General features: G+C 37.2%; 18 protein-coding genes. 16 read left to right on the forward strand and 2 right to left on the reverse strand.

Annotated features, from left to right (window positions below; translation table 11 throughout):
- Positions 1-27: 27 nt before the first annotated feature.
- From M030_RS0108305 to M030_RS0108370, 13 genes are all read left to right on the forward strand, one after another.
- The gene (locus tag M030_RS0108305; protein ID WP_027373088.1) at positions 28-483 is read left to right on the forward strand and encodes a cupin domain-containing protein; all 456 of its coding nucleotides are present in this window, start codon (positions 28-30) and stop codon (positions 481-483) included.
- 112 nt (positions 484-595) lie between these two features.
- Positions 596-1,240 (forward strand): hypothetical protein, encoded by a 645-nt coding sequence (locus M030_RS0108310; protein WP_027373089.1) that lies wholly within the window; start codon positions 596-598, stop codon positions 1,238-1,240.
- 253 nt (positions 1,241-1,493) lie between these two features.
- Positions 1,494-2,918, forward strand: coding sequence for an anthranilate synthase component I family protein (locus M030_RS0108315; protein WP_027373090.1), 1,425 nt, complete (start codon positions 1,494-1,496; stop codon positions 2,916-2,918).
- 67 nt (positions 2,919-2,985) lie between these two features.
- Positions 2,986-3,588, forward strand: a complete 603-nt coding sequence (locus M030_RS0108320; protein ID WP_027373091.1) for an anthranilate synthase component II — start codon at positions 2,986-2,988, stop codon at positions 3,586-3,588.
- A 38-nt stretch (positions 3,589-3,626) separates the two neighbouring features.
- Positions 3,627-4,613, forward strand: a complete 987-nt coding sequence (gene trpD, locus M030_RS0108325) for an anthranilate phosphoribosyltransferase (protein WP_027373092.1) — start codon at positions 3,627-3,629, stop codon at positions 4,611-4,613.
- Between the two features lie 52 nt (positions 4,614-4,665).
- A complete protein-coding gene (gene trpC, locus M030_RS0108330; protein WP_027373093.1) occupies positions 4,666-5,445 on the forward strand; it encodes an indole-3-glycerol phosphate synthase TrpC in 780 nt (259 codons plus the stop codon).
- Between the two features lie 15 nt (positions 5,446-5,460).
- Positions 5,461-6,162, forward strand: coding sequence for a phosphoribosylanthranilate isomerase (locus tag M030_RS0108335; RefSeq protein ID WP_027373094.1), 702 nt, complete (start codon positions 5,461-5,463; stop codon positions 6,160-6,162).
- A gap of 247 nt (positions 6,163-6,409) precedes the next feature.
- Entirely contained in the window at positions 6,410-6,955 is a 546-nt protein-coding gene (locus M030_RS0108345) for a GNAT family N-acetyltransferase (RefSeq protein WP_027373095.1), read from the forward strand.
- A 4-nt stretch (positions 6,956-6,959) separates the two neighbouring features.
- Positions 6,960-8,138 (forward strand): tryptophan synthase subunit beta, encoded by a 1,179-nt coding sequence (gene trpB, locus M030_RS0108350; RefSeq protein ID WP_027373096.1) that lies wholly within the window; start codon positions 6,960-6,962, stop codon positions 8,136-8,138.
- A 90-nt stretch (positions 8,139-8,228) separates the two neighbouring features.
- Positions 8,229-8,963 carry a tryptophan synthase subunit alpha gene (gene trpA, locus M030_RS0108355; protein WP_027373097.1) on the forward strand — a complete coding sequence of 245 codons (735 nt, stop codon included), beginning with the start codon at positions 8,229-8,231 and terminating at the stop codon, positions 8,961-8,963.
- A gap of 31 nt (positions 8,964-8,994) precedes the next feature.
- Positions 8,995-9,723: a lipoyl(octanoyl) transferase LipB gene (gene lipB, locus M030_RS0108360; protein ID WP_027373098.1), complete on the forward strand. Its 729-nt coding sequence runs from the start codon at positions 8,995-8,997 to the stop codon at positions 9,721-9,723.
- Positions 9,724-9,997: 274 nt separating this feature from the next.
- Entirely contained in the window at positions 9,998-10,960 is a 963-nt protein-coding gene (locus M030_RS0108365) for a protein-glutamine glutaminase (protein WP_130868125.1), read from the forward strand.
- A 70-nt stretch (positions 10,961-11,030) separates the two neighbouring features.
- Positions 11,031-11,342, forward strand: coding sequence for a hypothetical protein (locus tag M030_RS0108370; RefSeq protein ID WP_027373100.1), 312 nt, complete (start codon positions 11,031-11,033; stop codon positions 11,340-11,342).
- Between the two features lie 14 nt (positions 11,343-11,356).
- Here the strand turns inward: M030_RS0108370 and M030_RS0108375 are convergent, their stop codons facing one another.
- A complete protein-coding gene (locus M030_RS0108375) occupies positions 11,357-12,109 on the reverse strand; it encodes an SDR family oxidoreductase (RefSeq protein WP_027373101.1) in 753 nt (250 codons plus the stop codon).
- A gap of 272 nt (positions 12,110-12,381) precedes the next feature.
- Here M030_RS0108375 and M030_RS0108380 point away from each other — a divergent pair, with 272 nt between their 5' ends.
- From M030_RS0108380 to M030_RS0108390, 3 genes are read left to right on the forward strand one after another with little or no spacing between them, the layout of a single operon-like run.
- Entirely contained in the window at positions 12,382-13,014 is a 633-nt protein-coding gene (locus tag M030_RS0108380) for an NAD(P)H-dependent oxidoreductase (RefSeq protein WP_027373102.1), read from the forward strand.
- Positions 13,015-13,045: 31 nt separating this feature from the next.
- Positions 13,046-13,480 (forward strand): MarR family winged helix-turn-helix transcriptional regulator, encoded by a 435-nt coding sequence (locus tag M030_RS0108385; protein WP_027373103.1) that lies wholly within the window; start codon positions 13,046-13,048, stop codon positions 13,478-13,480.
- Complete coding sequence (locus tag M030_RS0108390) at positions 13,480-13,905, forward strand: organic hydroperoxide resistance protein (RefSeq protein ID WP_027373104.1); 426 nt, start codon at positions 13,480-13,482, stop codon at positions 13,903-13,905. Before M030_RS0108385 ends, M030_RS0108390 begins: the two co-directional genes overlap by 1 nt.
- Before the next feature lie 257 nt (positions 13,906-14,162).
- Here the strand turns inward: M030_RS0108390 and M030_RS0108400 are convergent, their stop codons facing one another.
- Entirely contained in the window at positions 14,163-14,792 is a 630-nt protein-coding gene (locus M030_RS0108400) for a peptide deformylase (RefSeq protein WP_027373105.1), read from the reverse strand.
- Positions 14,793-14,843: the final 51 nt, after the last annotated feature.

The raw sequence follows: 14,843 nt of genomic DNA on the forward strand, positions 1-14,843 counted from the left end.
AGGTTCATCAACTCATAATTTATAACTATGACTAAAAGAAATTTATTCAGTACATCAATGCTTGCTGTACTTTCTACCCTCATTCTGTCTTGTGACAATTCTTCATCTGATGATCAGAAATCTGAATATTCTGATAAAATTGAATCGGTAACGTTATTGAAGACTTCCAAATCCTGGGAAGGTACCCTCTACCCTGTTTATCCGACGGGGCAACCTGAGATATCAGTTCTTAAGATATCCGTCCCTCCCAACAAAGCATTGGATTGGCATAAGCATCCTGTCATCAATGCGGCATACGTAGAAAAAGGAGAAATCCAGATCGAAGTGAAGGAAACCGGCAAAACCCAATGGATAAAGCAAGGGCAAGTACTTCCTGAAATGGTTAACATGGCCCACCGCGGCAAAACGGGAGATAAGGGAGCCACTCTGATTGTTTTTTACAGCGGGTCTCCTGACCTGCCACTTTCAGAACCTGTACATTAATTTATTATTTAACGCTAAGGCCACAAACCTATTTTAAAATCTTTAATAATGACCGTTTGTGAACTTAGCGTTTATTATAACGATATGTAAGAAGATAATCTTATCTTTAAACATGGTTTTGATTTCAAAAATTTTGTTTTTTGCCAGTCATCATGGTTTTTATACTGTGATACTGCTTTTGGTATTCTTTGGCGGGCTCTCTGCTTTGACAAAGAAAGGATGGTTTCTGGTTCCCATCATTCCTCTGGCGATCTTAAACGGAGCGGCAGGTCAATTTATAAATGCATGGTTTTTGAACAAATACGGAGTGGAAAGTACCGCAATTATAACTTCTGATGTGGAAACAAACTCCACATTAAACGAAATGTATATTCATGATTATGAAGCCATTGTCAAGTTGCAGAACGGAAAATATATTTCAACTTTTTTTTCTACCACCACTGCAGCCATTTATCCTATTGAAAATGCCATTAGAATTCCCCAGATGGAAGTTTCTTTTCCCGTGAAATACATTCCCGGATATGAAAAAAACATTGTCATTCTTTACGGACAATCCGAAGAAGGAAAAATGGCAGACAAATATTCAAAGCTTGCTCCGGTGAATTCTGCAAGGATCAAATATGAAGCAGACAGAACCAATAAAGAATTCATTGATGAGTATATTTCTGCACTGGAAAACTATGTAAAGTACTATGATGAAGAAGGATACCAGTCAAAACTCAAAGAATTGAAAGAAGAACGTAAACGATTGAAATAAGTACATTTTGATATTAAGTTTTTTTATTTTTTGATATTTTTTATTTTTTGTATTAAAAAATTTTCTACATTTGTCACATGTTAAAAATAAACAACAATAATTGGTGGTGGCTTTCAAACTCTTCGTCGGGTCTGGAGGTATTGTCATGTTGTTAATTATACAATAGAAATAATCAAACAAACAATATATAGGCTTTGACGGAAACGTTAAAGCCTTTTTTTATTCCTTACCTTCATTAAAAACAAAACTACAGATGCTTACTGATAGAATTAACATAAAAACCGTTTCGAAAAAAACACTGGGAGACCTTCATACTCCCATGAATATCTACCTTAAAATCAGAGATAAATTCAGGGATACCATCCTTCTGGAAAGTTCAGATTCAAAAAGTATTGATAACAACTTTTCTTTTATTGCAGTAAATGCCATTGCAGGAATTGAAGTAAAAAACCTGAACGAATTTGAAATTAAACTGCCTACCACTCCGCCGGTAAAACAGTTTATCATGGAGCGCAATATCACTGATATTTTTGAAGAATTTCGTAAGATTTTTGACTGTAAAAAGACCAATGATCCTATTGAAGAAACTGCACAGAGCCTTTTTGGATACACCAGCTTTGAAGCCGTTCAGTTCTTTGAAAATATCAGTCTTAAAGCTCAGAGCCCTGAAGTGGAAATTCCTATTCTAAGATACAGACTTTACCAATATGTCATTGCCATTAACCATTTTAATGATGAAATGTACATTATTGAAAACCAGATCGACGGGGTAAAATCTGAGCTTCATCTTTTAGAAACACTCATCAAAAATCAAAATACACCCGTTTATCCTTTTGAAAAAAACGGCGAGGAAACCTCAAATATTACCAGTGAAGACTATATCGAATTGGTGAAAACCGCTCAAAGGCATTGTATGAGAGGTGACGTCTTCCAATTGGTGCTGAGCAGAAGATTTGAACAGAAATTCAAAGGAGACGAGTTTAATGTATATCGAGCGTTGAGAAACATCAACCCTTCGCCTTATCTGTTTTATTTTGATTACGGAAATTACAAATTATTCGGCTCCAGCCCGGAAAGCCAGTTGATTATTAAAAACAACAAAGCGATCATTCACCCTATCGCCGGAACTTCCAAAAGAACAGGAAATTTCGAAGCTGACCTTGAAGCGATTGAAGTTTTGAAAGCTGATCCTAAAGAAAATGCAGAACACACCATGCTGGTAGACCTTGCAAGAAACGATTTAGGAAAACTCGGAAAAAATGTAACGGTAACCAAGCTCAAAGAGATTCAGCTCTTTTCACATGTTATCCATATGGTAAGCGAAGTGACAGCCGATGTTGAGAATGATATCAATCCTCTTGAAATGGTCTCTGCCACCTTCCCGCAAGGAACATTAAGCGGGGCCCCGAAGCACAAAGCCCTTCAGCTTATTAATCAATATGAAAAAGATTCCCGGGGCTATTACGGAGGCTGCATTGGTATGATCGGCTTAAACGGAACCTGCAACCAGGCCATTATGATCAGAACTTTCCTGAGCAAAAACAATACACTTTATTATCAGGCGGGAGCCGGCCTTGTGGCGAAATCTGTCCCTGAAAATGAATTACAGGAAGTAAACAATAAGCTTAATGCATTGAAAAAAGCAGTTGAGAAAGCGGAAAAAATAGTGGAAAATTGAGCGTTGAAAATTGAAAACCGACAACTATTCAGTTAACTATAAAACTAATTTACAATAATAAAAAGAGATGAACAACACGATAAACACTCAACAACCACAGCTTAAAGTTCTCGTTTTTGATAACTATGACAGCTTTACTTATAACCTTGTCCAGATCATTGAAAGAATTCTGAATCAAAAAGTGGACGTGGTAAGAAATGATAAGATTACCCTGGAAGAAATTAATGCTTACGATAAAATCATCCTTTCACCGGGCCCCGGGATTCCTGAAGAAGCCGGAATTTTATTAGACTTAATAAAAGAATATGCTCCTACAAAAAGTATTTTGGGAGTTTGTCTTGGCCAACAAGCCATTGCGGAAGCATTTGGTGGAAGCCTTATCAATCTTTCTGAAATATTTCATGGTGTGGCCACTACTACTGAACTGGTCAAAGAAAATACAAAATTATTCAGAGAAGTGCCTTCCGGAATTGAAGTCGGAAGATACCACAGCTGGGCAGTGAATCCCGAAGGTTTCCCGGAAGAACTGGAAATCACAGCTGTAGACAAAGACGGAATGATCATGGCCTTACAACATAAAACCTATGATGTACACGGGGTACAATTCCATCCTGAAAGTATTTTAACTCCTGACGGAGAAACCATTATCAAAAATTTTCTTTTATCGTGAATACAACAGAAATCCCCTCAACAATAAAAACTCATCAAATGAAAGAAATCCTGCAATACCTTTTCAATCATCATACCTTATCGAAGTCTGAGGCAAAAGCAACAATGATCGAAATTGCACAAAATAAATTCAATACAGCAGAGGTCACTGCTTTTATCAGTGTTTTTCTGATGCGTAATATTACCCTGAAAGAGCTGGAAGGCTTCAGAGAAGCTCTACTGCAAATGGCTGTTCCTGTACATATCGATGCCAGTGATGCTATAGATATTGTAGGGACAGGAGGTGACGGAAAAAACACAATCAATATATCAACCCTGGCCAGCTTTGTAGTGGCCGGAGCCGGACAGAAGGTTACAAAACATGGAAATTACGGGGCTTCTACCACTACAGGTTCGTCGAATGTACTGGAAGAACTTGGATATCAGTTCAAAAACAATTCTGATCAGCTGAATGAAGATCTTGACAAAGCAAATATCTGTTTTTTGCATGCACCTTACTTTCATCCTGCGCTGCAATCAGTTGGGGCGTTGAGAAGATCATTGGGACTAAGAACTTTTTTCAATCTTTTGGGGCCATTAGTTAATCCTGCAAAACCGCAATATTCTGTAATTGGAGTCTACAACCTTGAAATTGCAAGAATTTATCAATATCTTCTGCAGAAAGAAGCTCAGGACTTTGTTCTTGTTCACGGTCTGGACGGTTATGATGAAATAAGTTTAACCCATGACAGTAAGATAATTACAAAACGGGGAGAAGAAATCTACTCGGCGGAAGATCTGGGATTCAATCCGGTTACCCTGGAAGATATTAAAGCCGGAGAAACCATCCAGGAAACAGCAAAAATCTTTATGAATATTCTTGAAGGTAATGGTACAGAGCAGCAAAATTCAGTGATTCTAGCCAATGCATCAGTCGCATTATATCACACGAATAAATTCGGAACTTATAACGATTGTCTTCTTTTAGCCCAGGAGAGCCTGGAAAGCGGAAAAGCATTAAAAAGCTTTGAACTTTTGGTAAATTGAAAGTTAAATTGATGAATAAATTAACAATTTTTCCATCTTCTAATATTTAAAAATGAGCATACTCGATAAAATTATTGAAAGGAAAAAAGCGGAAGTTGCAACAGCAAAATCCCATATTCCTGTGGAACAATTAAAAAGTACGGAGTTTTTTGAAAGGAAAACCCTGTCGTTGAAAGAATCTGTAAAAAATAAGAGCGGCATTATCGCCGAATTTAAAAGACAATCTCCTTCAAAAGGTATTATCAACAACAGTGTTTCACCATTGGAAGTGACTTCAGCGTATGAAACCTACGGAGCCAGCGGTGTTTCTATTCTTACAGATACAGATTTTTTCGGAGGAAGTTCTGAAGATGTTCTTAAAGTAAGAAATCATCTCCATATTCCCCTCTTACGAAAAGATTTCATGATCGATGAATATCAGTTTTACGAAGCAAAAAGTATCGGGGCAGATGTTATTTTACTGATCGCCTCCTGTCTTTCCCCTGCTCAGGTGCAGGAATTTACAGACCTTGCCCATGAACTCAACATGGAGGTTCTGCTGGAAATTCATACGGAAGAAGAACTGAAGCATTTTAACTCAAATATTGATCTTGTAGGAATCAACAACAGGAATTTGAAAGATTTTAAAGTCGATTTACAACATTCTGTTCAGCTGAAGAATCTTCTCCCGAAAGATGTCGTATCGGTGGCGGAAAGTGGTATTTATAACCTTGAGGATTTTATGTATTTAAAAGAGAAAGGTTTTGAAGGATTCCTGATGGGAGAATATTTTATGAGAAATCCTGATCCCGCCAAAGCATTTGAAGATTTCAGTGTGCAAATTTCAAAATAACCTGCTACAAAAGATATGAAACATCATTCGTCAGCCCATCATTTTTATCCTTCCCTCAAAGTTTGCGGGTTAACAAAACGTGATCAGATTCAGGAATTGATTGCCATGAATGCGGATTTTCTGGGCTTCATCTTTTATGAAAAATCCCCACGATATGTTCTGAATCATCTGACATTGGAAGAAATATCCCTGATTGACTATCCCGGAAAAGTTGGAGTATTCGTTAATGAAGAGGTTGATAAAATTGTTGAAATAACCCAAAAAGCAGGATTAAACTTCATCCAGCTTCATGGCGATGAAAGTGATGATTTTATGATTGAATTAAAGAAAAAATTACACCCGGAAACCGGAATTATCAAGGTGATACGAATTGGCGATAACACGGCTGAAAATAAAAACAAAATAAAACAAATTATAAATATCTTAACCCCTGAGCTCCCGGTTTCCTATTATCTGTTTGATACTGACAGTAAAGCATTCGGCGGAACCGGAAAACAGTTTGACTGGTCAATATTAAATGAGCTGAACATCCCTCTGCCCTATTTCCTGAGTGGTGGCATCTCAGAAGAAAATATCGGTCATATTGAAACCCTGAATCATAAACCGTTTGCCCTGGATATCAATTCAAAATTTGAAACATCACCCGGTAATAAAGATATTGAACGAATAAAAAAATTCAGCCAAACCATTCAAAAAAGCCCCAACGGTACGATTTAAACCGGGATTGGATAAGTCCACACATTGTATTCAGTATGAAGTACAGAAATGATTTCATCAATGAAATTGGTTCGGGAAATAAAAGCACATCCATCCAAATGGATGAAAACAAAAGGTAAGACATATGAAAATTTCTTTTAAGAGGTTGTTATGGAGTATTTTCGTTAAGTGACAAAGAGTTTATCTGCTTTGCCGGGTAAATCGTCCTTTCGGAACTCTTTATTAAATTTAACCACAATTAAAAATCATGAAATATCAGATCAAAAAAACAACCGAATTAACAGAACAGGAAATAGAACATATCCTCCGGCTTTGGGATATTTCAGCCTGGAACACGATGAAAGCAGCTTATTTTCAATCTTTTTTTAAAGATTCCGAGTTTCATTTCCTGGTAGATGCTGGAGAGGCCATTTTAGCGGTATTGCGGGTAAATTTTGATTTTACGCTAAATATTTCAGGAGAGGAAATCTCATTGGCCGAGGCAGTCGGATTGGTCGCTGCTCAGAAGAAAAAAGGATATGGAGCCAGATTGGTTGAGTATTTTACAGAGAATCTTAGGGAAAGAAATATGGAAACCATTGGATTTTGTCATACAGACCTCCGTCCGTTTTATGAAAAATGTAATATTGAGATTTTATATGATAAAGCAAAATCAATCAAAGAGAATATTAATTCCGAATGGGTCAACTCTGACGATGATGATATCTTAATCTTCCATCTATCTGATGAAAGGAAAAAATTACTTAATGGGCTCAGTGCTCAGAATCATGCTTATTTAATGACTAAAGAATAAAAAAATGAATTATAAAAACCCCGATGAAAACGGATATTACGGAGATTTTGGAGGAGCTTTCATCCCCGAAATGCTGTATCCGAATGTAGAAGAATTACAAAAAAACTACCTGGAGATCATTGAATCTGAAGATTTTCAAAATGAATACCAGGACCTGCTTACCCATTATGTAGGTCGTGCTACGCCATTATATTTTGCGAAAAATTTAAGTAAGAAATACGACACAAAGATTTACTTAAAGAGAGAAGACCTTAATCATACGGGAGCTCATAAAATTAACAATGCCTTGGGGCAGGTTCTGCTTGCCAGACGCCTGGGAAAAACAAGAATCATCGCAGAAACAGGTGCGGGACAACATGGTGTGGCCACGGCCACAGCTTGCGCATTGCTGGGTCTTCAGTGCATCGTGTACATGGGCGAAATCGATATTCAGAGACAGGCTCCGAATGTGGCCAGAATGAAAATGCTGGGTGCAGAAGTGGTGGCGGCTACTTCAGGCTCAAAAACGCTTAAAGACGCAGTGAATGAAGCTTTAAGAGACTGGATCAACAATCCTGTAACCACGCATTATGTGATTGGAAGTGTGGTGGGACCTCATCCTTTTCCTGATCTTGTGGCAAGATTTCAAAGTGTTATTTCAAAAGAGATTAAGGAACAGCTTAAAGAAAAAATCGGAAGAGAAAACCCCGACTATGTCATTGCATGTGTTGGCGGAGGAAGCAATGCAGCAGGAACTTTTTACCATTTTGTAGAAGAAAATGACGTGAAAATTATTGCTGCCGAAGCAGGAGGGTTAGGTGTTGATTCCGGAAAATCTGCAGCCACAACATTCCTCGGCACCTTGGGAGTTCTTCATGGAAGTAAGAGTCTTGTCATGCAAACGACAGACGGACAGGTTATCGAGCCTCACTCCATTTCTGCAGGATTGGATTATCCGGGGATCGGCCCTTTCCATGCCCACCTGTTCAAAGAAAAACGGGCAGAATTTTTCAGTATTAATGATGATGAAGCATTACAATCTGCGTTTGAACTCACAAAGCTGGAAGGGATTATTCCGGCCTTGGAAAGCTCCCATGCATTGGCGGTTTTAGACAAAAAGAAATTCAATGAAAATGACATTGTAGTGATCTGTCTGAGCGGCCGTGGAGATAAAGATATGGAAACGTATCTTAAAAATTTGTAAAATGTAAAAAGTACGCATGTACAATGATTCTAAGAGATAAAAACCTGGTTATAAACACATTCTACATGAATACATCAATACAATAAAAAAATGAAAAAACTAAATATATACTTCACGGCAGGAATTCCCCGACTGGAAGACACCGCTGATATTATACGACTTATCCAGGATTCAGGGGCTGATATGATTGAAATCGGAATGCCCTACTCTGATCCGGTAGCAGACGGACCTGTCATTCAAAAGGCCCATGAGCTGGCTTTACAAAACGGTATGACTATAGAAAAACTGTTATCTCAGTTAAAGACAATTAAGAATGAGGTAAAAATTCCTCTAATACTGATGGGATATATCAATCCTGTTTTGAGTTTCGGATTTGAAAAATTCTGTGAAGCATGTGCAGAAAGCGGGGTTTCAGGATTAATTCTTCCTGATCTTCCTCCCATCGAATTTGAAAAAAACTATCAGCAGATATTGCAAAAATATAACCTCAACTTTACCTTTTTGGTTACGCCTGAAACATCGGATGTAAGGATTCAGTACCTTGATTCTTTAAGTTCAGGTTTCCTGTATGCGGTAAGCTCATCTTCTACCACAGGAAATGATCAGGCTGTATTGAAAAATGAAGACTATCTTTCGAGACTGGCTGCTCTCCCATTAAAAAATCCTGTGATGATCGGTTTCGGCATCAAATCCAAAGAGGATTTTGAAAATGTAACGGAAAGAGCAGACGGAGGTATCATAGGAACGGCTTTTGTGAATATTTTACTACAGGATAAAGATTGGAAGAAAAGTGCCATAGATTTTATCCATTCCATAAAAGGGTAAAATTCACTAAATTTGTATATCAAAAATTGAAATGAATACAAATCAGAATAAAGTAATAGAGTTTGAAGATTTAGGCATCAAAGAATATCAGCCCGCCTGGGATTATCAGGAAAAACTGATGAAAGATATTATTGAGACCAAGATAAAAAACAGAGATCTTCCGGCAGAGCAACATATCACCACCCCGAACCATCTTCTTTTAGTAGAACACCCTCATGTGTATACTTTAGGGAAAAGCGGGCATGAAGAAAATATGCTGGCCGGTATTGATCAATTAAAAGAACTGGAGGCTACCTATGTAAAGACCAATCGTGGTGGTGACATCACTTATCATGGTTACGGACAGATCGTAGGATATCCGGTACTGGATCTTGAAAACTTTTTCACGGATATTCATTTATATATGAGAAATCTGGAAGAAGTTATTATCAGAACGATCGGTGAGTATGGCCTTAAAGGAGAACGTTCTCCGGGAGAAACAGGAGTTTGGCTGGATGTTGGGAAACCCTATGCACGAAAGATCTGTGCGATGGGTGTAAAAGCTTCAAGATGGGTCACACTGCATGGTTTTGCTTTAAATGTCAATACAGATATGCGTTACTTCGAATATATCATTCCGTGCGGAATCAAAGACAAACAGGTGACTTCTTTAAAAAGAGAGCTTGAAAGAGAATTGACTCCTGAGGAAATGGAAGATATCAAGGCCAAAATCAGAAAGCATTTTGCAGATGTATTCCAGGCAGAATTGATGTACAAATAGGTGTAGGAAAATATATTTAAACCAGTTTCAAAAATTGAAACTGGTTTTTTTACCCCTTTTTTTTCTGTCATTAAAATTATAAAACACGCAATAATAATCAACAAAACCACTATTTTTCACATTAAAAACACAATTTAAAAAGTAAAATTATTTGTTTAATTTGAAATTTTTACAAAAAACATTTGCAGGTATTCTATTTTTTTTTACTTTTAATCTCACAAAACAGTGAACTAATTCACTAAAAAATCATTTAACCACCAAATTTATGAGAATTATGAAAAAATTTCTGCTATCCATGATGGCATTTGTGACTATAATGTCATTCAATGCCTGCTCAGATTCAAATGCAGCTCAAGAAGCTAACCTCACATCTAATGAATCTAAAAACGTTGTCGTAAAAGACTTTGGAAAAACCGTTCCGGTAGGAATACAAAAAGAGAATGACAGCTACAGGGTCGCCTTCATGATTAGTGCACAACCTTTTTCAATAAAGGATACTAAAGAAAATGAAAACTTTATCGCCATGATCAGTCAGGCAGTAAAAAGCGAGTCACCCATTCATGTCTTTACTAAAGCAAACACGAATGAAATTGCGAAAGTGGAAAAAGCTACCGAAGCAGATGTTCGGTATTTTAAATCTATCTTAACCAAAGAGGTAAAATCAGATGCAACGACAAGCAAACTAGCTAGTGTTATCCCTAATCTGGCTACCTTAAACAGCTTATTTACGCAAATCAAAAATCAATCTTGTGGAACTTCCACCGCATCTTCTCCTTGCATCACGTTCAGATATCCTGTAGACGGATGCTATGCAAGGGCCCATAAAATGAGACAAATATTAAACAATGCCGGATATGAATGTGAAAAACAATTTGTATATGGCAATCTGAGAGCATCTACCGGTACATGCTGTGTATCATGGGTATATCACGTGGCTGTGCTCGTAAGCTTTAAAAATGCTTCCGGAGTTGTTGAAAAAAGAATTATTGACCCTTCTTTAAACTCTACAGGTCCCATCACCGATACTGCATGGAGAGCTTTATGTACAAACTCTACTTGTGGATCAACTTCGGTATCCTCTTATGCTAATACTGCAGGGAATGTCTATTACAGAAATCCTGCAGGCTCTTTATTGTATGATAATAACCTGGTAAATACCAACTGTACATTAACAGCATTTTCAGCGCTGTCAGGTTGTTCAGCTCCGGTACCAAGTACTGCACATTGCGGATTCTAACTAACTTTTTATAGAGCTCCTGCAAATAATAGTATATTGCAGGAGCTTTTTACTCAATAATGTATTATTTATGAAAGCCTGGACGTATTTATTATTAGTATTTATCATGATCACATCCTGTTCTTCTAGCTCAGAGTCTCAGAAACTAACCTGGTACAATAATGCCAGCATCAACAATATCCTTGAAGATCCTGATAAACCGGAGGAAGTTGTACGGGTAGCCATCGGAATAAGTGCTCAGGTATTTTATATTTCCAAGAAATCTTCCAATTATAAAACCTTGATCGAAAAGGCTAATCTTAGCTTTAAAAAAGGTAAAACCTACAATATCGGCGTTGATAGTAAAACCAATATGGTGAAAGAAATCAATGAGGTGAAGTAATTTCTACCCCTATTTTATCTTATCACAGAAATTCCTGCATCTACTCTTATCTCTGCTCCATGAATATAGGATGCTTCATCGGAGGCAAGAAAAAGAACGACATTCGCTATTTCTTCAGGTTCTCCCTGTCTTTTGAACGGTATCGTAGGAATGATATGGTGCACGGCATTGTCTATTTGTTCAGCAGTGAGCCCGGTATTATTAAAGATATTGGTATTGATGTGCCCGGGACTGATCCCGTTGACTCTGATTCCGCGGTCTGTAAGTTCTAAAGCAAATGTTTTAATAAAAGACTGTACAGCTGCTTTTGCAGCAGTATAAATTGAAAAATTTTTCATAGCAATTTCCGTAGCTACTGAAGTATTTAAAACAATAGTACTTCCTTTTTTCATTAATGGTAATATCTGTTGTACCGTGAAAAAAGTTCCTTTAACCAGCATATTGAATATTTCATCAAACTGGCTTTCCTCCACAAATTCAATTGGAGCTGGTTTTCCATACCCTGCATTAGGAAAGAGCAGATCAATCTGTTCTGTATATTTCTTTACCTCAGTCTGTAAATTCATTATGTCACTCATATTTCCGGCATTGGAAACAATTCCATGAGCCCTTTCTCCTAGTTGGTTTAAAGCTCTGTTGATGGTTTCTTTACTTCTCCCGGTAATAATTACTGTTCCCCCCTGTTCAATAAATTGCTGAGCTGTTGCCAATCCCATCCCATTCGTTCCTCCAGTGATTAAAGCCGTCTTGTTTTTAAATTTTTGCATTGTTTTTAGTTTAATGTTCTTTTGCAAATATTAGAATAATTAAAAAAATAAAAAATCCAAATCATGGGAAAATCGTGATAACAGGAGCAAAACAAGAACAATGAATTTATCTGCCAGCTTTTCAATTGGTAAACATTTTTCTTTTCATAAATAATCGTTATCAATAAAATTTATCAAAATTAAATTGTACACAATTTAATTGGTTTTATATTTGCATAGTTAATTTATAAGAAATAAACACCAGATAGTTTAATTTAAAAACAAAAAGAAAAATGTCATTACTAGAAGATTTAAACTGGCGACATGCCGTAAAAGCATATGATCCGTCCAAAAAAGTTTCAGAAGCAGATTTACAAACTATTTTAGAAGCTACAAGACTGGCACCTACTTCATCAGGATTGCAACCTTTCCGGGTTATCGTTGTAGAAAATCAGGACCTCAAAGAAAAAATGGTGGCTGGCGCTTTAAACCCTGAAGTTATGAGAGACTCATCTCATGTATTGGTTTTTGCAGCATGGGACAGCTATTCTAATGAGAAAATTGACAAAGTATATGATTATCACACCGATGTAAGAGATCTTCCAAGAGGTCGTTTCGGAAGCTATACGGATAAAATCAAAGAAATATACGGAGCACAGACTCCTGAACAACATTTTGCCCACACAGCCCGCCAGACATATATTGCGTTAGGAATTGCTTTGGCACAGGCTGCAGAACTTAAAATCGACAGCACTCCGGCAGAAGGTTTCAGTAATGAAGTGGTGGATGAAGTGTTGGGATTGAAAGAATTGGGCTTAAAAAGTGTAAGTCTTCTGTACCTGGGATACCGTGACGAAGCTAATGACTGGCTTTCCGGCATGAAAAAAGTCCGTGTTCCTATGGATGAATTTATCATAAAAAAGTAATACCTTCATCGAATCTTTCGTATTTAAACTTATGGAAACTCCGAAAACACCTAAACTGGAAAACCAGATCTGCTTTCCTCTGTATGTGATCGCCAAAGAGATTACAGGACTTTACCGTCCTTTCCTCGATGAGCTAGACATCACTTATCCCCAATATCTTGTCATGATGATATTATGGGAAAATGATGGACTTGCGGTAAGTCATATCGGAGATAAGTTGTTTCTGGACAGTGGTACTCTGACTCCACTTCTCAAAAGGCTGGAAGCAAAAGGATTTATCGTCAGAAAAAGAAAAAAGGAGGACGAAAGAGTGGTTGAAGTATTTTTAGCAGAATCCGGAAGACAACTTCAGAAAAAAGCCTGTGAAATTCCGGGAAAAATCCAGGAAAAACTCGATATACAACCTGAGGAATTGTTGCATCTTAAGGACACAGTACTCAAAATATTAAACAAAATAGAAAAATAATGAAAACCTTATATACCACAAAAGTAACCGCTACCGGCGGAAGAAACGGTCATGTAAAAAGTGAAAACAATGTTCTTGATCTTGAAGTAAAAATGCCTAAAGCTCTTGGTGGAGCAAATGATGATTTTACCAACCCCGAAATGCTTTTCGCAGCAGGATATTCTGCATGTTTTGATAGTGCTCTGAACCGTGTGATCAGTCTGTCAAAAATAAAGACCGGTGAAACCACAGTAATGGCACAGATTAGCATTGGTCAATTGGAAAACGGAGGTTTTGGACTGGCAGCAGAGCTGGACGTTAATATACCCGGAGTTTCTATTGAAGAGGCGCAGTCGTTAACGGAAAAAGCACATCAGATCTGCCCGTATTCTAATGCTACAAGAAATAATATTGAGGTGAAGCTTTCAGTAACCAACAACGATTAATCCAATTTTTTTAAGCATAGTTATAATGGAAGGAGCTGTTTTCAGATTGAAAACAGCTCCTTTTTTATTTTTTTAACCAAGGATTTTACAGATGATTATGTATAAGTTCAAGGCTTATGTTCTTAAACGAAACCCAAAAAAAAAAGATTTAGACTGGAAAAAGAGCGCTAAGAATTTAATCGATATATCTATTGGATGGATCTCTATTCATACTGCTTCGCTGATGTATTACTTGGTACTTACTGGTTGTCTCTGTTTTATCTTTTGTTGAGATCACTCTTCTGGTAAGCATCGACTTTCTTATAGGAATTGTTTTTCTCTTTTTCTTTTTTATCGGAAATGAGTATTCCAAAAAGATGGTCTATCTCGTGCTGAAAAATAACTGCTGTAAAACCTTCTACTATTTCTGAATATTTTTGCCCTTTTAAATCTACATATTCAAGCTGAATGACTTTACTCCTGTAGAACTGGTCTCTGAAATCAGGAATGGAAAGATCTCCTTCCGGTCCCAGGTTTTGTAAATCAGATTTCCACACAATCACAGGATTGATAAAATATTCTAACGGAGCTCCTTCTTTGTCAAATCGCTGCACCCAGATTACTTTTCTGTTGATACCTACCTGCGGAGCTGCAATACCTACTCCCCCATCTGTGGACAGCAGTGATTCTTTCATTCTTTTCACCAAAACAACCGTGTTTGCGTCTGTAGGATTGGCTTCAGAGGAAAAATTCAACAGTGTTTTATGCTGATTGGCATCTGTTGTCTGGTAAATAGGCAGCGCAGAATGCACATCTCCCTGATTGATTATTGAAAGTTCATGGGAAGTAAAATTTTGCGCATTGAACAGACCGATATAAAAGATAAACAGAATGGATATTTTTTTCATAGTAATTGAATGTTGTACAAAGGTAAATAATGTCATTATGTTTTGGCTAAA

The sequence above is a fragment of the Chryseobacterium sp. UNC8MFCol genome, from assembly GCF_000482305.1.
GTDB classification, from domain to species: domain Bacteria; phylum Bacteroidota; class Bacteroidia; order Flavobacteriales; family Weeksellaceae; genus Chryseobacterium; species Chryseobacterium indologenes.